The sequence below is a fragment of the Rhizobium terricola genome, assembly GCF_012927355.1.
GTDB classification, from domain to species: domain Bacteria; phylum Pseudomonadota; class Alphaproteobacteria; order Rhizobiales; family Rhizobiaceae; genus Allorhizobium; species Allorhizobium terricola.
Window position 1 is genome coordinate 72213 of record NZ_JABBGK010000008.1, and the last position, 19346, is coordinate 91558.

Consider the following 19346-nt stretch of genomic DNA (forward strand, 5'->3'; position numbering starts at 1 on the left):
AGAAAATTGCGTGAGGTGGTGCAATGGTTTCTTTCGCCGAATCTGCAGAAGGCAGGCAAGCGCCGGGCCGCTCCCGTCGCGCCCCGCGCGGGTTGGCGCCGACACTGCCGGCCTTCGTGCTGGTGCTGGTGTTCTTCGTTCTTCCGGTCCTGGCCCTGTTGACGCGCAGCGTCACCGAACCGACCTTCGGCCTGCAGAACTATGCCGACCTGCTCGGCAGCTCCACCTATCTGAAGATCTTCTTCAACACCTTCTTCGTATCGGCGCTTGTCACGGCGATCTCGCTCGTCATCGGCTTCCCAGTCGCCTGGGCGCTCGCGATCATGCCGAAACGGCATGCCAACATCGTCTTTGCGATCGTGCTGCTGTCGATGTGGACCAACCTCCTCGCCCGCACCTATGCGTGGATGGTCCTGCTCCAGCGCACCGGCGTCATCAACAAGACGCTGATGGGAATGGGCATCATCGACCAGCCGCTGGTGATGGTGAACAACCTCGTCGGCGTCACGATCGGCATGACCTACATCATGCTGCCCTTCATCATCATTCCGCTCTACGGCGTGATCCGCAAGATCGACCCGGCCATCCTGCAGGCCGCCGCCCTCTGCGGGGCGACGAAGACCCAGTCGCTGTTTCGCATCCTGTTGCCGCTAGCGGCGCCCGGAATGCTCTCCGGTGCGCTGATGGTCTTCGTCATGTCGCTCGGCTATTTCGTGACGCCCTCGCTGCTCGGCGGAACGGCCAACATGATGCTCGCCGAACTGATCGCGCAGTTCGTCCAGTCGCTGGTCAACTGGGGCATGGGCGGGGCCGCAGCCCTCGTGCTTCTCGTCGTCACCTTGAGCCTCTATGCGCTCCAGCTGAAGCTGTTCGGCGTCGCAGGACAGGAGAAACACTGATGCTCCTCAACTTCAACAGCCTCGGGGCATGGAAATGGGCGCTGCTCGCAATCACCGCGGCGACCTCCCTCTTCCTGCTGCTCCCCATCCTGTTCATCGCCGCCCTCTCCTTCGGCTCCTCGCAATGGCTGATCTTTCCGCCGCCGTCGTGGACGCTGAAGTGGTACGGCGACCTGCTCGCCGACCCGCGCTGGCTCGAAGCGGCCTGGACCAGTTTCCGCATCGCCGTCATGGTCACGATCCTGTCGGTTCTGATCGGCCTCGTTGCCTCGTTCGGCCTGGTCCGCGGGCGCTTCGTCGGGCGTGTCGCATTGCGCGCGCTCTTCATGACGCCGATGATCCTGCCTGTCGTCGTTCTGGCGGTCGCCCTTTACGCCTTCTTCCTGCGCCTTGGCCTCAACGGAACGACCATCGGCTTCGTCATCTCCCATCTCGTGGTCGCCCTTCCCTTTTCGATCCTTGCTCTCACAGGCGCGCTCGAAGGCTTCGACAAGTCGATCGAGGACGCAGCCGTCCTCTGCGGCGCCTCTCCGCTGAGGGCCAGGATCACCATCACCCTGCCCTGCATCAGCCACGGGCTTTTCTCGGCGGCCATCTTCTCCTTCCTCACCTCCTGGGACGAGGTCGTGCTGGCCATCTTCATGTCGAGCCCGACGCTGCAGACCCTACCGGTGAAGATCTGGGCCACGCTCCGCCAGGATCTGACCCCCGTGATCGCCGCCGCCTCGACCCTCCTCATCGTCGTCACCATCGTGCTGATGCTTGTCGCAGCCGCGGTGAAGAAAGGACTGAAATCATGACGCCCTTCCTGGAAATCCGCGGCATCCGCAAGCAATACGGTCCGGTGGTTGCGGTCCATGACGTCAACCTCACGGTCGACCACGGGGAGTTCATGACTTTTCTCGGGCCGTCCGGCTCGGGCAAGAGCACGACACTCTACATTCTCGCCGGCTTCGAGCAACCGACACTCGGCGACATCCTCCTGAACGGCAGGACCATCCTCGACACGCCGTCGCATCAGCGCAATATCGGCATGGTCTTCCAGCGCTACACGCTGTTCCCCCATCTCTCCGTCGGCGACAACATCGCCTTTCCGCTCAAGGTGCGCGGCTGGTCGAAGGCGGCGATCACCGAACGCGTCCGCCAGATGCTGTCGCTGGTGCGGCTCGAAGGTTTCGAGGATCGCAAGCCGGCCGCCATGTCCGGTGGCCAGCAGCAGCGCGTCGCGCTCGCCCGCGCGCTTGCCTATGATCCGCCGGTTCTCCTGATGGACGAACCGCTCTCCGCACTCGACAAGAAGCTGCGCGAGGAGATCCAGCACGAGATCCGCCGCATCCACCAGCAGACCGAAGTGACGATCCTCTACGTCACGCACGACCAGGAGGAGGCCCTTCGCCTCTCGGACCGCATCGCCGTCTTCTCCCACGGGGTGATCGACCAGATCGGCACCGGCGAACAGCTCTATTCGGATCCCGCAACCCGCTTCGTCGCCGAATTCATCGGGGACAGCGACTTCCTGCCCTGCCGCATCGTCGAGCAGCGCGACGGCCGCGCCCTGATCGCGCTCGATGGCAACCTCACCGTTCCTGACGTTCCCCTGCACGGCAAGGCAGGCGCCAAGACCGACGGGCTGCTGATGCTGAGACCCGAGCGTCTTTCGCTCTCGACCGAGAGGCAGGAGCGGGCGCTGTCGGCGACCGTGGAGGACATCACCTTCCTCGGCACCCATGTGAACGTCGCGGCGCGAACCCCGGACGGTGCGGCCCTTTCGGTTCGCCTGCCCTTCGGCCATCACGCGATTGCCGGTCTTCCGCGTGGCGCCGATGTCTGGCTGACCTTCGAGCCGGACGCCGCCCACGTCTTCCTCTGAGCCCCGAGTCGGGCGAGCGCCGGACCTGTCCGATTTGGGTAGAAACGTCGCGAGACCTACCCATTCCGCAGGGGTGGAAAAGACGAGCCACCCGGCGACCTAAGCCGGATGTGGATTTTGTAACCGCGTGCGCGAAGGACTACCCTCGGCGTTGATCCACCGCTTCCGGGAGGCGGGGACCGCTCGAACGGAGAAGCGTGATGGCACGGGTTGGCTTGCGGGAATGGCTGGCGATTGCACCGGTGATCGCATCGGGCAAGCTGTCGCGCTACGGCAACGAGGATGGCGGGCCGCTGACGCGCTTCGAACGGGATTTCTCCGCTGCCTTCGATGTTCGGCACACCCTGACCGTCAGCAGCGGAACGGGGGCCCTGATCGCCGCACTTGTGGCCGCCGGCATCGGGCCGGGCGACGAGGTCCTGGTTCCTGCCTATACCTGGATCGCGACCGCCGCCGCACCCCTCGCCGTCGGTGCCGTGCCGGTGCTCGTGGAGATCGACCAGACGCTGACCATTGACCCCCAGGACATCCTACGCAAGATCACGCCAAACACGCGGGCGATCATCCCGGTTCACATGGCCAACATGGTCTGTGACATGGACAGCATCATGCGCATTGCCCGGGAACACGGCCTGCTGGTGATCGAGGACGCCTGCCAGGCCGTCGGCCTGACCTACAAGGGCCGTCGCGCCGGCACCATCGGCGACATCGGCGCTTTCAGCTTCAATCAGTTCAAGAACATCAGCATCGGCGAAGGCGGGGCGATCGTCACCAACGACGACCACCTCTTTGCCCGTGCACGCATGTACCACGACATCGGATCGGTGTTTCGCGGCCATCTCGACAATGCCAACGAACCGCTCATTCCCGGGATCAACCTGAAGGCAAGCCAGATTCAGGGCGCGATGCTCAATGTCCAGTTGAAGAAGCTGGACCCGATGGTCCGGCGCATGCGGTGCCGATACGACGCGATGGCGGAGATCCTGATGAGCGACAGCGACCTGCGGGTCGGTCCGCACAATGATCCCGCCAACGCCGCCGGCCTGCACGTGATCTTCGATACGGAAAGTGAGGCCAAGGCCTTCGCCGCGCGCAACCGGCGCGGCGTCTACCGCCTTCATGATTCAAGCCGCCACGTCTACACCTTCTGGCAGCCGATCCTCGAGCAGAGGGCCGTCCACCCGAAGATGAACCCCTATGCCTGGGCAGATCGCAAGATCGATTACTCGCCGAATGCCTGCGCACGCTCGCTCGACATCCTGAAACGGACCTGCCGTATCGGGCTCGGCGAGAACTATCCGCTGCCTCTGATACGCTACATGGCGAAAAAGATGACCGGCCAGCGCAGCGACGACCTGCAGAGCCTCGTCACGACGCCCGGGGTTCCATGACGACGACCTTCGATCGATCCGGAGCATCGCCGGCACTGATCGATGTCTGGAGCTGGTCTCTCAACAGGTCGCCATCCGGCATACCGGACCCGGCGGCACTCCTTTCTCCGGACGAGAGGGCACGGGCCACGCGTTTTGCGAGAACACGCGATGCCGAACGCTACATCGTCGGCCGATCGACATTGCGCATCGTGCTCGCCACCTATCTCGACAGGCATCCGGAAGAACTCGTCTTCGCCTACAACGAGTTCGGCAAGCCCTGCCTTGCCGAAGAAGACGGGTCCGATCTTCATTTCAACCTCAGCCACAGCGAAGACATCGCGGTGCTCGCCGTCTCCGATCGTTTCCCCCTCGGCATCGACATCGAGGCGGAGAAACCGATCGCGGAAGACGTGGCCGGGCATTTCTTTTCACCGAACGAATGTATCCGGCTGAGGTCGCTTCCGCTTCAACAGCAACAGCCGGCCTTCTACCGTTGCTGGACCCGCAAGGAGGCATTCGTGAAGGCCCATGGCGCAGGCCTGTCGCTGGCGCTGAATTGCTTCGACGTCCCCCTCGTCGGCACCGAGGGTCTTCGGATCGAGCGTCTCGACGATACGGTCGGGCTGGCCGGCGACTGGAGCTTGCTCGACCTCAGGGTGCCTCGGGGCTTCTTCGGCGCCGTTGCAGCCATGACCGAGGGTGCTTCGGTCGCGCTACGCTATTGCCCCGGCAATCCCTAGCGATCCCGTCGCGCGTCGATGATATAGCGTCCGCCGGCAGCATCGAAGTGATGACAGCCGTAGAGACCGGGCTTGAAATCCGGGACGACCGTGCGGACGCATCGTTCCCGGTAGTTGTCGAGATCGAGCTGGTCGATTTCCATGATGTTCAGACCATAGCCATAGACGCCATATTCGTTGCGCTGCGACGGTCGGTAAAGCCTGCCGTTTCGTTCGAACATCCGTCCGGCATTGCGGGCGAGCGTGCTGTCGATGACCACGGGATTGCGCCGATGCGGAACGATCCGCTTGAGAGCCGGACCGTCGACCTCGAAAACATGAAGCTCGCTGCAGTGGTCTTCATAGGCGTGAAAGTCGGAGAGATTGGTGAAGAGCCACCACTTGCCGTCGATCTGGGTCAAGGTGCTGTCGGCAGCAGACTGGCCTTCGAGAGCCGTCGAATAGAGCTCCCACTTGAGCGGAAACTCGACGCAGCGCCAGACCTCGATGCGCCGGGCCTGGTTCGTCTCCGGCATCATGAAGAGGTCTCCGTCATGCCGGAACACGAAGGGATAGGACAAGTGGTGTTCGCTCTGGAGCGCGATGCCGAGACGCTCCAGTCGGTCACCGACGAAACGGCTGACGGCGATATGAGCCCGATGCTGCCCCTGCGCATAGGCCTCATAGAAGAGATAACACTCCCCCTCATGTTCGAGCAGGAAGGGATCGGCACGGATCTCGTCGTCGTCCGGAGCGATTTCGACCGCCTGCCGCGGATCGAAATCGTCAATCGTCCCCCGCCCCGTATAAAGCGTCCAGACTGCGGACCCACCGCCCATCCTGGATTTCAACGCCTTCCCCGCTCGCCCGATCAGCGCGCTGGAGAGCTGAAGGCCATAGGCAAGCAGATCACGATCGCGCGGCAGGGGCTCCGGGGCCACTTCCGCATTGGTTTCAGCGGGCAACTCTCGTCCGCGCTCGTCGAGACTTCTCCCGAGTTCGCGCATCAGCAGCGTGACGGCCCGTTCCTTGACGAAATCGGCATTTCGCACGGCGCTGAACTTCGTGTTGAAGGATGATGCGGCAAGGCAGACCGTCCGGAGAGGATCGCCCCGCCGCACCTCAAGCCGCAGCGGCGTGGACGGTCGCGCGCCGATGACGCTGGCATAGCCGTACCAATCCGCGGCACCGGAGGTCTCAGCGGTGAAGGACAGGTGCCATTCGCCGAGCGGCAGGAGACGCACGGCTGCGTCCGGCAGGCCATCGGGCAGGAGCGAGATGACCAGGTCGAAATCCATTTCCTCGACCGACTGCACGAGGCGTCTTCCCGCCTCACCCTCGGCGCCGATGTCGACGTCTTCGAAACGCTGGCGATCCGGATCGAAGTGAGTCGGGATGAAGGCTGGCTGCCGGGCAAGCGCTGCGCGCTCCAGCCGGGAAGCGAGGCTCAGCAGAGGAGACTGAGAAGCCTTCTCTGACTTCTCAGAGGTCGCCATGAGGAAACCGGCCAGCTCAAAGCGCGGATCGGAGACGATCCGATCGAAGACACGGAGCTGCCAGTTGTCGAAGCCCCTTTTCTTCGAGGCAAGGACGCCGATCCGCAGAGGCCGGAAGGCTCCGCCCGGAACAGGTCTCGTATCCGGTGCAGGAACCGTCAGCATGTCAGACCGGCTCCCTAAGGAGCCGCCCTTCCACGGAAGCCGCAAGCTTGCGAATGCCGTCCACCGTCAGCGAATCCTCATGCCAACCCTCGAGATCGATCACGCAGGCATCTTCGCCCGCGCTGTCTCCCCATCCGAAACGCAGCTTGCCGGCGCGCGGATGGTTGGCCTGGCTGCGGAACAGCAAGGTCGCGCCGCCCTTGCCGGGACGATAGTTTCTGGCGGCCTTGACGAGCAGCTCGGTCACGGCGGCGTTGGCGGTCTCCTCGGTGGACGGTTTTGCCGCGGCGATACCGAGCTTCTGCATCAGCGCGAGCGTCAGGTTGAACTCCTTGAGAAACACAACGGGTTTGATGCGTCCCGAAAGGAGCTTTCGGCTGAAATAGCCGATGCGCTTGATCCGCCTCTCCGCATTCCACCAGCGCTGCCGGCTCCTGGGCAGAGACCGAACATAGCCGGGAGCCCAGCTGTCGATGATGGCGGAAAACGCCACGTCCACGCCTGCCGCGCGCAGCTGGCGGGCGACCTCGATCGCCAGCACGCCGTTCACGCAAAGACCGACGATCGCGATCGGACCCAGCCGTTTATCGACCTCCATCGCCTCGATCGCCTGAGCCGCAATCGCCTCGAGCGTCATGCTCTCACCGGTCTGGTCTTCGGACGCCTTGAACATGTTGACGTTGAAGATCGAAATCCGGTCGTCCAGTTCGTTCGCCAGCCGATAGTAGAGGAAAGGATGGTTGAGCGTGTAGACGGAGAAAGGCCCGCTCCCGGTCTTGTAGACGGTCATGTCCCAGGGCCTTTTCGCTGGCGCCGCCTGTTCTTCTTCCGGCCCGTCTCCGAAAAGTGCCTGCGCAAAATCCCGGAACGTCGGCTCCTTGAACAGCAGCGCCAGATCGGCCTTCACGCCGAAGCGCTCCCGCGCGGCGGCCAGCATGCGCAGCGCCAGCAGCGAATGGCCACCCAGCGCAAAGAAATCGCCGTCCGGTTCAACGGTCCGGACATTCAGCACTTCGGCCCAGAGGCTTGCCAGTGCGGACACGCGCTCCGCCCGCGAAGGGCCCGTGGCCCCTTCCGTTCCGGCATCAGGCCGGGATGCGCGCGCCTGCAAGAGGTCGACGACCGGAACGGTCGAAGAGCCTGCCGCGGTGGAAATCCCGCGATCGGGAACGGCGAGCGACGAAAGATGCGCCTCCCCATCGCCGAGCGCAAGTTCATAGGCGTCCTGCCAGAGTTGGAGGAGCCCCTCGATCGTGCTGCGATCGAAGAGGTCGGTGTTGTACTCGATCGACATGCGCCAGCCGGACGGGCGACCGATCATGATGAAGCTGAGATCATAGATGACCCCGGGCGACTGCGACGGAGCGCTTATCAACTCGAAATCGCCATAGCGCCGATCTTCGAGAAACGCCTTCTGAAGGTTGAAATTCACCGAGATCAACGGGTTGCGCGACGGATCGCGAACCGGGTTGACCATCTCGACAAGCCGGTTGAACGGCATGCGCTGGTGGTTGAGTGCCGCAGTGACCACTTCGTTCGTGCTGCCCACATGCTGCGCGAAGGAAACATCCGGCGTCACCTTGAAACGCAGCACCAGATTGTTGATGAAGACGCCGATCAGGTCTTCCAGGTCGGAATGGTCCCGCCCGGCAATCTGCGTGCCGAAGAGGATGTCGCCGGCTCCGGTGAAACGGTGGAGCATGGCGCTGATGATAGCCGCGCCGTAGCTATAGAGAGAAACCCGCTGTTCGCGTGCAGCCCGTTCGATCCGCTCGTTGAATTCGAGCGGTTTGACGACGGACAGGATGTTGCCGTTGTTGGTCTTGATCGCCTGGCGCGGATGGTCTGTCGGAACCTCGAAATACGGTGCGCCGACCAGCTGTTCCCGCCAGAAGGTCTTCTCCGCCTCTGCGCCGTAGCTTGCCAGATACTCCTCCTGCCAGAGAGCAAAGTCGCCGTATTGCAGGGGAAGCTCGGGCAGGACGGGCTGCCGCCCCGCATCGATCGCTGCCGCGATCTCGCCGAGTTCGCGTCCGAGAACGCGGATCGACCAGCCGTCGAAGCAGCTCTGATGCGCCGTGATCAGCAGGAAGGCCCGATCGTTCTCGACCATCAGCAGTGCCACCCGGAAAAGCCCGGCCTGCCCAAGGTCGAACGGTGCAGAGGCCGTTTCCTCGCCGATGGACATGATCAGCTTTTCACGCTGCGCAGACGGCACCGTTCTCAGATCGATGACAGACATCTTGAAGTCGACGGCGTCGACGACCTGCTGGAACGGCTGGCCTTCCTTCTCGACGAAACGCGTCCTGAGGATCTCGTGGCGCTGGATGATCTTGCGGAAGGCCGCCTCGATCGTCGAGGCCTTGAAGGCACCGCGGATTTCCCAGCGCACCGCCACGTTGAGGGCCGGATTGCCCGGCTTCAGCTGATCGAGCACCCAGCAACGCAACTGCGTCTGCGTGCAGGGAAACTCGCCGACAAGCTCCGGAGAAACGCTTGTGGCACCCGTACTGACGTCGATCTGACTCATGACACACTCTCGATCCGGCGGCGCGCGCCGTTCCTGAAATCCTTGAGAGACGGGATCTGGTGAGCGACGGTGGGAAGCTCCTGATCCTTCTGCTCATCGGCATAGGCTGCGAGCTCCGCGATGGACGGATGGCGAAGCAGGTGTTTCGCCTCCAGCGGCAGGCCGGCATCCAGCATTCGGGCAGCGATCCGGAAGATGGTGAGAGAATCCGCACCGAGCGCGTAGAGATTGTCCTCGACGCCGATGTTGTCGTTGTCCAGGACGCCTTTCCAGATCGTCCAGAGCTTCTCTTCCATCGGCGTACGCGGCTTGACCTTGACGACGGCGACCACCTCCTGAGGACGGACCTCGCGGTTGGTCAATGCCTTCCGGTCGAGCTTTCCGTTCGCGGTCTGCGGCAGTTCTGTTTCCAGTACCCAGACGGCCGGCACCATGTAGGCGGGCAGGTTCACCCGCGCATGGGCGGCCAGCGTCGCGCTGTCGGGTGCGGGACCGTCGGGATCGGCGACGTAATAGCAGACCAGCGAAACGTCGCCCTTGGTATTGCGGACCCCGACCACCGCGCACTGGCGCACGCCCTTCACCGCAGCGACGACGGACTCGATGTCGCCGAGCTCGATGCGGAAGCCGCGCAGCTTGATCTGGTTGTCGCGGCGGCCGAGCAGCTGCAGGGAACCGTCGACAAGACGCCGGCCGACATCGCCCGTCCGATAGAGCCGACGAGGACCGCTGCCGTCAATATCACGCTTCACGAAGGCTGCGTCGGTCAGGTCCGGCCGTTCGAAATAGCCTTCCGCCAGGCCGTCGCCCCCGATGCACAGCTCTCCCGTAACGCCCACCGGCGCGATCCGGCCGTGGGTATCGAGAATGAACAGCTGCGTGTTGGCGATCGGATGGCCGATCGTGATCGGTTCGTCATTGTCGAGGATCCGCTGGACGGAAGACCAGATCGTGGTTTCGGTCGGCCCGTACATGTTCCAGAGCTCGCCATCCATCCGGGCCAACGTCCGGGCGAGGTCCTTCGGCAGCGGCTCGCCGCCGCACAGCTTCTTCAACGTCGCGGATTTGCCGACGCCGGCCTCCACGAGCATCTGCCACAAGGTCGGCGTCGCCTGCAGGACGGTAGCACCACATTCATCGATGAGCCGGACCAGAGCAAAGCCGTCCTGGACCTGCGTCCGGTCCGCGACGACGACCTTGCCGCCGGTGACGAGCGGCAGGTAAAGCTCCAGCCCCGCGATATCGAACGAGATCGTCGTCACGGCGACGAGTGTATCGTCGCGGGTGAAGCCCGGCTCGTGCGCCATCGACACCAGGAAGTTGGTGAGCGCGCGATGGGAAACGGCTACCCCCTTCGGCGTGCCTGTCGAGCCAGAAGTGAAGATGACATAGGCGGTGGATGCGGTGTCGGTGGGCAGCGTGTCCGGCGCCTCGGTCGGCAGGCGGCCGAGCGCTTCCTTTTCCGTGTCCAGGCGAATGACAGTGACGCCCTCTCCTGCCAACGCCGCACCGGCTTCGCTGTCGCAGATCATTGCGACGGGACGGGCCGTTTCAAGCGTCTGACGCAGCCGCGGATCCGGGTGGGACGGATCCAGCGGGACATAGGCATGGCCCGACTTCATAATGCCGAGGAGGGCCACAAGCATGCCAAGAGAGCGATCGACCAAAAGAGCGATACGCTGCCCCCCTTGCGGAATGGTCGACCGGATATGGCGCGCAAGCTGGTTGGAGCTCGCTTCCAGTTCGCCATAGGTGATGGTTTCACCGCGATGGACGGCGGCGACAGCATCCGGTTGCTCGGCGGCGCGACGCGAGAAGAGCGAAAAGGCGAACTGGTCCCGCTCGTAGTCCGTGTCGGTCTGGTTGACGCTGCGGACCAACAGTCCGGTCTCAGCCTCCGAAAGCAGGGAGAGGTCAGCAATCGGGCTCTCCATGCCCTTTGCCAGCGCGGTGACCAGCGAGACATAATGCCCGATCCAGCGCTCGACGGTTTCCCGATCGAGGACATCGGCATTGTAGTCGACATCGATGCGGATGCCGTCGCGGCCCTCGATCATGTTCAGGAACATGTCAAAGTTCGAAAATGCCTTGGGATTGGGCTCGAGCTTCGCGGAGAGCCCGTCAAACTCCGCACCGGCCGCAACGCGCTCCAGGTTGAACTGGATGCCGGTCAGCGGCAGACGGCGGGGATCGCGCTTGATGCCGAGCGTCTTGACCAGGGTTCCGTAGGTGTAATCCTGATGTTCGAAAGCCTTGAGCACCAGTTGCTGCGTGTCCTTGAGATGGGCCTCGAAGGAAGAGGCCGCTTCGACCGTCTGCCTGAGCGGCAGGAGATTGACGCAGTGGCCGACCAGGATCCGGTCATCGAGCAGGCTCTGGCCGGCCGACGGCACGGCGATCACCAGATCGGATTGCCCCGACATCTTGGCGACCATCACCTGCAATGCCGCGAGCAGCGTGGAAAACAGCGTCGCTCCCGCCTTTGCCCCGCGCTTCTTCAGCTCCTTGTAGATTTCCGGTCCGACATGACCGGTGCAGGTTCCGCCTGCAAAAGTACGCCGTTCCGGATAGGGCCGGTCGAACGGCATTTCCGGCAAGTCGGGAATATCCTTGAACTGGTCGAGCCAGAACTTTGCCGTCGCCCCGTCGACGTCTGCTTTCGGCGCCAGTTCGGTCGCGTAGGTCGCAAACGACAGGGCCGGTTCGAACTGCGGGCGATCACCGTGCACAAGGCCGGAATAGGCCGCCGACAGCTCTTCGACCAGCACGTTCATCGACCAGCCGTCGCAGACGATATGGTGCGCGCTGAAGATGAAGGCATGCCGCTCCGACGCCAGGCGAACCAGCCGGGCGCGGGCCAGCGGACCGTTGACCAGATCGAAGGGGCTATGAGCCTCGTCGTCGATCAGATCGCGCAGGGCAGCGTCCGTATCCGCCTCCGCCGAGAGGTCGATCACCTCCACATCAAGGCTGAAATCGGGAATGAAGCTGAACCGCGCGCCGGTCCGATCGAACCGGATATGCAGCGCGTCGTGGCGGGAAACGACGCTCTTCGCTGCCTCGATGAAGGCGGACTGGTCGAGCGTGCCGTCCAGCATCAGCGTGAAGGACTCGTTGAAGGAGCAGGATGCTTCATCGCCCGCCTGCGCCGCCAGCCAGATTTCCGATTGCGCCTCCGTGAGCGGCGCCGTCTCGGGTCGAACGACCGATGAAACGATGACGGCGGGCGACGAGGACGTCAGGGCCTTCGCCGCGATCGTCCCCTTGCCGGCCATGATGCCGACCGACTGAAGGGCGTCGATGCCGTCGCGGAACGCCTTGGCGATCGAGCGGAAGTCCTCCTCACTATGCGCCGTCGTCAGGAAGCAGGGATAGCCGTCCTGGATGTGGATGCCGTTCATCCTGAGGTGCGGATAGAACAGGCCGCCGAGCGGATCCTGGTTGCCGAAATCGACGACGAACCAGCTCTTGTAACCGTTGACGACCGGCGCGATGCCACGCTTGCCGAGGTCAGCATTGATCTCCTCGACCAGCGCCTCGGTGCGGGCCGCGACCCGGCTGTAGAGTGCGGCCCCCTCGCCCTTGATGTGCTGCAGCACCGCCCGGACGGCGGAGAGAACGACAGGATGGCGCACGAAGGTACCGGCGAAGAAGGTCGGCGCGACCATAGGAACGGAATCGTCGCCATAGTTCCAGTGGCCGCCGTCGAGGGCGTCGAGGAAACGGCTGCTGCCGGTAAGAATGCCGATCGGCATGCCGCCGCCGATGACCTTGCCATAGGTGGCCATGTCGCCCCGGATGCCCCAGACGGCCTGCATGCCGCCCGGATCGACCCGGAAACCGGTCACAACCTCATCGAAGACGAGGGCGAACTCGGACTGCGTTGCAATATCCCGAAGGCTGCGGACGAAATCCTGCGGCCGGAGTTCCGGATGGCGGCTCTGCACCGGCTCGATGATGACCGCCGCGATGTCCCCGGCATTGGCCCTGATCCAGTCGAGGCTTTCCGGCTCGCCATAGCGCAGGACGATCATGTTCGACACAGAGGCATTGGGAATGCCGGCCGCGATCGGCAATGCCACGGGATTGTTGGACCGGTTGCGCCCCTTGATCAGAACTTCGTCGAACTGGCCGTGATAGTCGTTGGCGAACATGACGATCCGGTCGCGGCCGGTGACGGCGCGCGCCACCCGCATCGCCGCCATCACGGCTTCCGAACCGGTGTTGCAGAAGGTAACCCGCTCGTGCCCGGTCATGGCGCAGATCAGCTCGGCGACCTCGCCGGCAAGCGGCGTCTGCGGCCCGATGGCGAAGCCCGCATCCATCTGCTCTTTCATGGCCTCGACCAGGAAGTCCGGCGCATGGCCGAAAGCCGTCTGGCCGAAGCCGTTCACCAGGTCGATGTATTCGTGGCCGTCGATGTCCCAGATGCGCGATCCCTTGGAACGGTCGGACACGATCGGGAAGATCATCTCCTTCCAGTCGGCGCGGAAGCCCGAAGCCGTACGGGGATCGGCGAGCCGACGCCTGTTCTTCTCGGTGAACTCCTTCGACTTTCTGTTTCGAGCGACGTAGGCGGTGATCAGATCGGCAACGAACTTCTGCTTTTCCGGCGTCAGTTCCGGTCCAGCGCTCCTGGCACCAGGCTTGTAGAGGCGGATGCGATCCGTCCCGATTTCGCCTTGCTCCTCGGGCGCTGCCGCGGTCGCAGCCGGCGGAGCGACGGACGAGGTGGCCGGCGCGGTCTGAACGGCAGCAGCCTCGCGGACGACCGGCACATCGACCCGGACGGGGGAAGGAGCCATCACCACGCTTGCCGTGCTTGCCGCCTGGAGAACCTGGAATTGCTGCGCAAACAGCGTCTGGGCCAGACTGAGCTGCGACTGCAAAACGGCCTCCAGGCTCGCATCGAGGCTGGTTGCGCCGCGTGCAACGGGCATCATCGGCGGCGCGATGGTTGCAATGGCAGGGGATGCCGTGACAGGAGCGGCAATAGCGGCCGGCATCGTGACAGGCACAGGCGCGGCGACGGCGGCCGGCGCCGGCATGAGGGGCGGCGCGGCTTCCACAGTCCTGGTCTCGGCAGGCATGGCCTTGTCCAGATACTGCGCCAGCGCAACGATCGACGGAATGTTGCTCAGGAGCTCGCGAAACGAGATCTTGATGCCGTACTGTTTCTCGATCTTCTGGGCGAACTGCCCGATGAACAGGGAATCGAAGCCGAGTTCCAGGAAGCTCTCGGCCTTGCTTCCCGGATCCAGCGGTTCTCCGGACATGTCACCGAGCAGCGTCAGGAGTGACGTCTCCAGTTCGGGGATGCGGCTTGCGACGGGAGAAGGACTGATGGCGTTCATGGTACTCATCTCACTCTTGGTTTCGGTCTCGCCTTGGGAAGGTTGTTGAAGCACCTGGATCGGTGCCGTCCCCATCAGCGCCATGCGTCGCGCCGAGGGTGGCGCGTCGATCCAGTGGCGTTGTCGCTGGAACGGATAGGTGGGCAGGGGCAGCGCACGCTCGCCCCCCGCCGGAAGCTCGGGCCAGTTGAGCTCGCGGCCGACCATCCAGAGCCGCCCATGGGCCTCCGCCAGCGATGCCGCGGCGGCATAGGCGCGATCATGTTCCGGCATCGACTGCACGATGCTGGCAACACCATTGCGGCTGATCGTCTGTGATGCGAAGACCGAAAGCGTGCGGCCCGGGCCGACCTCGACGAGAACCGGTTTCCGGTCCCGGCACAAGGTAGTGAGACCGTCCGAGAACCTCACTGGTTCCCGGCAGTGCCGCGCCCAGTAATCGGGCGACCGGCCGAGCTGGTCGTTCTGCCAGTCACCCGTCACGCAAGAGATGTAGGGAATGGTCGCCTTGCCATAGGTGACCTTGGCCGCCAGCTCCCGCAAGTCGTCGATGCACGGGTCCATCATCGCCGAATGAAACGCATGGGATGTGTGCAGTCGGCTAAACGCGATCCCCGCCTTTTCGAGTGCCGCGCAAACCGCATCGATATCGTCGAACGGACCGGAAACCACGCTGAGCTTCGGCGCGTTGATCGCGGCGATTTCCGCCATACCGGACAAATGGGCCTCAAGCTCCTCCGGCGCTGCCCGCACGGAGATCATCGCACCCGCCGGCTGCTTGTGCATCAGCCGTCCGCGGGCTGCGACGAGGGTCAGCGCGTCCTCGAAGGAGATAGCATTGGCAAGCGTTGCGGCCACGAACTCGCCGACGCTGTGGCCGATCATCGCGTCCGGTTTCAGGCCGCGGCTCATCCACAGCCGCGCCATCGCGTGCTCGACGAGATAGAGGCACGGCTGCGCGATCCGGGTCTCGCGTTGCTCCTCGGCCATCGCCTCCGTCACCGGCCCGGTGTGGCAGATGTAGTCGCGGATATCGACGCTGGAACTCATCTTGAGGACTTCGGCGCCCCGATCGATCCAGCGGGTGAATTCCGGCTCGCGGTTGTAGAGCCCGGCGCCCATGCCGACATACTGGGCGCCCTGCCCCGGGAACATGAAGACGACCGGAGGACGGACGTCCTCGGCAACCGCCGTCAACACCTTTTCGGCTCGCAACTGCTCGATCGCCGCTGCCTCGGAATTTACCGCGATCGCGCTGCGATGCTTGAAGTGATGGCGGCCGGTCTGCAGCGTGCGGGCGACCTGCGACAGCGGCAAGCCAGGATTTGCTTCGAGATAAGCGGCAAGGTTTGCGCGCATGGCTGCCAGCGCGTCGTCGGAACGCGCCGAAAGCGGGAGTATGTACGGTCCTTGACCATCGTCGATGACGGCTCGCGGACGTACCGGAGCTTCCTCCAGCACCACGTGGATATTGGTGCCGCCGACCCCAAAGGAACTCACCCCGGCCCGCCGCGGCGCCATCGCGTCGGGCCAGGTCGTCGTGCTCTGCGGAATGTAGAATGGGCTCCGATCGAGATCGATCCTCGGGTTGGGAGCCTTGTAGTTGGGCATCGCCGGGATCTTGCGGTTATAGATCGAGAGCGCCGCCTTGATCAGACCTGATACGCCCGCCGCCGCATCCATGTGCCCGACGTTACCCTTGACCGAACCGAGCGCGCACCGGCCAGCCGTTTCGGACATGCCGGAAAATGCCCCCTTCAGTCCGGCAAACTCGATCGGGTCGCCAAGCGGGGTTGCCGTTCCGTGGCATTCCACATAGCCGATGGTGGATGGATCGAACCCTGCATGGGCAAGCGCTGCCGCGATGACCTCGGACTGGCCTTCGGCACTCGGTGCGGTGAACCCGATCTTGTCGGAACCGTCGTTGTTGATGCCATATCCGCGAATGACCGCGTAGATCCGGTCGCCGTCCTCGAGCGCATCCTCGAGCCGCTTGAGCAGCACCACGCCGGCCCCGCTCGCAAAGACGGTGCCGCTGGCATCGACGTCGAAGGGACGGCAGATCCCGTCCCGCGAGACCATACCGCCTTCCTGGTAGATGTAGCCGCGCTTCTGCGGAAGGGTGATCGAAACGCCGCCGGCCAGAGCCATGTCGCAGCTGTAGGTCAGGAGGTTCTGGCACGCCTGGGAAACGGCAAGCAGCGATGTCGAGCAGGCCGACTGGAGCGTGAAGGCCGGTCCCCTCAGATTGAACTTGTAGGCGACCCGCGTTGCGAGCGCATCGGCCACTGACCCGACGATCTGGTTGAAGCAGCCGATCTGGTAGTTCGAGGTGAACTCCTCGACCTTCGCCCGATCGCCCAGCACGTTGTTGAGCAGGTAGGTCGGCATCGAGCAGCCGGCGAAGACGCCGACCAGCCCCGCATTGCGGTAGGGATCGTAGCCGGCGCTTTCCAGGGCCTCCCAGCAGACCTCGAGGAACACACGATGCTGCGGATCGGTGACAGCCGCCTCGCGCGGATACATGCCGAAGAAGTCGGCGTCGAACTGCTCGACTTCATCAAGGAAGGGGCGCGACGCCACATAGTCCGCGCCTGCCCTCTCCTCGTCGGTGAAAGCGTCCTCGATCTCATCCGGAGCAAATGTCGAGAACGACGTTTCGCCCGCCTCGATCAGCCGCCAGAGCGCCTCGACGGTCGGAGCGCCTGGAAATCTGCCCGACATGCCGACGATCGCAACACCACCGGGCGCAATGGCGTCAATCTCGTTCTCTCTCATGGGGAGCTCCTGCGGAACTGGGAGACGGTTCTTCTCTGCAAGGCGGCGCGTTGGGCGAGCGTCATGGACCTCTCGGCCTGCAGCTGCCGTCCGTCGAGAAACTGCGCCAGCTCACGAATGGTCGGATGTTTGAAAAGGGCGAACACGTCCACGTTTCGCCCGAGCTCGGCCTCGAGCCCGGCATGGACGCGCAGAAGCTGGAGCGAGGTCCCGCCGAGATCGAAGAAGTTGCGGTCGAGGGGGATGTCGGCGGCGCCGAGTGCGTTCTGCCACAGTCGCGTGAGGATTTCCTCGTTCTGGCTTTCCGGCGCTTCGGTCTTGACGTCCTCGACGGCCGGAAGCGGCAACTTCGCCCGATCCACCTTGCCTGCCTTGGTGAGCGGAAACTCACGAAGGACCAATGCAGCGCTCGGGATCATGTAGGCCGGCAACGCGCTGCGCAGTTTTTCCATGACCGCGGGCACGAAGCCGGCATTGTCGATGTCGGCCTCGTTGCGCGGCCGGAGATAGGCGACGATGCGTTTGATCGACGGCCCCTGATCGTGGCACGTCACGAGCGCATCGAGCAGCCGGGGGTCGCGGCGCAGCGCCGCTTCGATCTCGTCGAGTTCGATGCGCTTGCCATTGATCTTGATCTGCCGGTCCCGACGCCCCTTGAAGAACAGCGTTCCGTCCTCGCCGATCGTCGCGAGATCACCGGTGAGATAGCAGCGCATGGGACCGTCGGCCGTCTCGACCGAAACGAACTTTTCGGCCGTCAGGTCCGGCCGGTTGATGTAGCCGATCGCCACCCCGTCCCCGGCAAGCGCCAGTTGCCCCTCGACGCCGGGAGGCAGAGGCTTCATCGCGTCGTCGACAACCATGACCCCGGTGTTGGAAATGGCCTTTCCGATCGGCAATTCCGGCTCCTGGAACCCTTGCGGCACGGTGAAGGCCGTGGCGATGACGGTGCATTCCGTCGGGCCGTACGCATTCGTCAGCCGGCAGCCGGGATAGGCAGCCTGGAAACGGCGCACGTGGCCGGCCGAACCTGCCTCCCCGCCGAACAGCGCATGGCGCAGGGAAGGCAGGCCGGCGCTCGCATGGTCGCAGAAGAGGTTGAAGAGCCCCGTCGTGAGGAGCGCGACCGTCACGCCGTTGTCGCGCATGACGTCGCAGAGGTCCGTCAAAGAGAAACTCCCGCGCGGCATGCCGACGAGAAGCGCACCGTTGACCAGCGCGCCCCATATTTCGAAGGTGGCCGCATCGAACGAGATCGTCGCCGTGTGCAGTACGACGTCGCTCCGGTCGAAATCGATGTAGTTCTGGTCGAGCACCAGGCGGGTGATGCCCCTGTGTGGAATGGCAACACCCTTCGGCCGGCCGGTCGAACCGGATGTGTACATGACATAGGCTGCGTCGCCGCCGCTCACCACCGGAAGTTCGACGGATGCGTCCAAGTCGAGCTGGACGAGAAGTTGGGGCAGATCGACCAGTCGGCTGCCCACGTCCGGCAGCGCCGGCATGTTGATGCCGGATGCTCCGTCGACGAAAACGACCTTGGGCGCGCACTCGCCGATCACATAGGCGAGATGGTCGGCCGGGAAAGTGGGATCGATCGGCAGGTAGGCGCCGCCAGCCTTCAGGATGGCCAGCTTTGCGACAACCGTATCGAGAGCCCGCGGTACGAGCAGCCCGACGACATCGCCCTTCTCGATACCCTGCCTGACGAGGTAGCCGGCAAGTGCATCGGACAGACGGTCGAGTTCGCCGTAGCTGATCGAACGGTCACCGAACAGGATGGCCGTGGCCGAGGGGTTGGCACGTGCATGTTCCCGAACGACGTCGTGAACGCTACGCTCCCTGTCATAGCGGATGCGCGCGCCGTGGCTCGTCTCCGGCACCGAACCCGTGCCCGTCATCCGCTGTTCTCTGGAATCACTCATCGGCTTTTCCCGTGCGTGGATGGTCTGCAAAACACATCGATCAGAGAGACGGCATTCATCTCGAGGCGACAGGGTCTCGAATGCGGCCATTCCTCAGCAGCCAGAATTTCATGACGGGGAGAAATAAAAAGCTGATCATTGGGCTGACCCGCGCGACCGATCGGGATCATTGACCTAAGTCATTTGGTCAGGGAGCCGACCCAACTTCACCCTTCGCGGTGTCGGATGGCCAAGCGA

9 protein-coding genes are annotated in these 19346 nt (G+C 63.8%); 5 read left to right on the forward strand and 4 right to left on the reverse strand.

What is annotated here, in order from left to right; genetic code table 11:
- Window positions 1–23 precede the first annotated feature (23 nt).
- The 5 genes from HHL25_RS21720 (at window position 24) to HHL25_RS21740 (ending at window position 4882) form a co-directional block, all read left to right on the forward strand.
- Window positions 24–899: an ABC transporter permease gene (locus tag HHL25_RS21720; RefSeq protein ID WP_169595332.1), complete on the forward strand. Its 876-nt coding sequence runs from the start codon at window positions 24–26 to the stop codon at window positions 897–899.
- Window positions 899–1699, forward strand: coding sequence for an ABC transporter permease (locus HHL25_RS21725; protein WP_169595333.1), 801 nt, complete (start codon window positions 899–901; stop codon window positions 1697–1699). The genes HHL25_RS21720 and HHL25_RS21725 overlap by 1 nt, the downstream gene beginning before the upstream one ends.
- On the forward strand, window positions 1693–2769 hold the full coding sequence (locus HHL25_RS21730; RefSeq protein ID WP_169595365.1) for an ABC transporter ATP-binding protein: 1077 nt from the start codon (window positions 1693–1695) through the stop codon (window positions 2767–2769). Before HHL25_RS21725 ends, HHL25_RS21730 begins: the two co-directional genes overlap by 7 nt.
- A gap of 200 nt (window positions 2770–2969) precedes the next feature.
- Window positions 2970–4160: a DegT/DnrJ/EryC1/StrS family aminotransferase gene (locus HHL25_RS21735; protein ID WP_169595334.1), complete on the forward strand. Its 1191-nt coding sequence runs from the start codon at window positions 2970–2972 to the stop codon at window positions 4158–4160.
- Entirely contained in the window at window positions 4157–4882 is a 726-nt protein-coding gene (locus tag HHL25_RS21740) for a 4'-phosphopantetheinyl transferase family protein (protein ID WP_169595335.1), read from the forward strand. Before HHL25_RS21735 ends, HHL25_RS21740 begins: the two co-directional genes overlap by 4 nt.
- On the opposite strand, the gene HHL25_RS21745 is transcribed toward HHL25_RS21740, so the two are convergent.
- From HHL25_RS21745 to HHL25_RS21760, 4 genes are read right to left on the reverse strand one after another with little or no spacing between them, the layout of a single operon-like run.
- Window positions 4879–6522, reverse strand: a complete 1644-nt coding sequence (locus HHL25_RS21745; RefSeq protein ID WP_169595336.1) for a glucosamine inositolphosphorylceramide transferase family protein — start codon at window positions 6520–6522, stop codon at window positions 4879–4881. The two genes, HHL25_RS21740 and HHL25_RS21745, sit on opposite strands and share 4 nt — an antisense overlap.
- A gap of 1 nt (window position 6523) precedes the next feature.
- Window positions 6524–9052 carry a condensation domain-containing protein gene (locus HHL25_RS21750; RefSeq protein ID WP_169595337.1) on the reverse strand — a complete coding sequence of 843 codons (2529 nt, stop codon included), beginning with the start codon at window positions 9050–9052 and terminating at the stop codon, window positions 6524–6526.
- Window positions 9049–17184, reverse strand: a complete 8136-nt coding sequence (locus HHL25_RS21755; protein WP_169595338.1) for a non-ribosomal peptide synthetase/type I polyketide synthase — start codon at window positions 17182–17184, stop codon at window positions 9049–9051. The genes HHL25_RS21750 and HHL25_RS21755 overlap by 4 nt, the downstream gene beginning before the upstream one ends.
- Window positions 17181–19109 (reverse strand): amino acid adenylation domain-containing protein, encoded by a 1929-nt coding sequence (locus HHL25_RS21760; protein ID WP_246701933.1) that lies wholly within the window; start codon window positions 19107–19109, stop codon window positions 17181–17183. The genes HHL25_RS21755 and HHL25_RS21760 overlap by 4 nt, the downstream gene beginning before the upstream one ends.
- Between the last annotated feature and the right edge of the window lie 237 nt (window positions 19110–19346).

What these genes read in the sequence shown, in the direction of transcription:
- HHL25_RS21720 (WP_169595332.1), top strand. Translation starts at nt 24, where the DNA reads ATGGTTTCTTTCGCCGAATCTGCAGAAGGCAGGCAAGCGCCGGGCCGC.
- HHL25_RS21725 (WP_169595333.1), top strand. Translation starts at nt 899, where the DNA reads ATGCTCCTCAACTTCAACAGCCTCGGGGCATGGAAATGGGCGCTGCTC.
- HHL25_RS21735 (WP_169595334.1), top strand. Translation starts at nt 2,970, where the DNA reads ATGGCACGGGTTGGCTTGCGGGAATGGCTGGCGATTGCACCGGTGATC.
- HHL25_RS21740 (WP_169595335.1), top strand. Translation starts at nt 4,157, where the DNA reads ATGACGACGACCTTCGATCGATCCGGAGCATCGCCGGCACTGATCGAT.
- HHL25_RS21745 (WP_169595336.1), bottom strand. Translation starts at nt 6,522, where the DNA reads ATGCTGACGGTTCCTGCACCGGATACGAGACCTGTTCCGGGCGGAGCC.
- HHL25_RS21750 (WP_169595337.1), bottom strand. Translation starts at nt 9,052, where the DNA reads ATGAGTCAGATCGACGTCAGTACGGGTGCCACAAGCGTTTCTCCGGAG.
- HHL25_RS21755 (WP_169595338.1), bottom strand. Translation starts at nt 17,184, where the DNA reads ATGAGAGAGAACGAGATTGACGCCATTGCGCCCGGTGGTGTTGCGATC.
- HHL25_RS21760 (WP_246701933.1), bottom strand. Translation starts at nt 19,109, where the DNA reads ATGAGTGATTCCAGAGAACAGCGGATGACGGGCACGGGTTCGGTGCCG.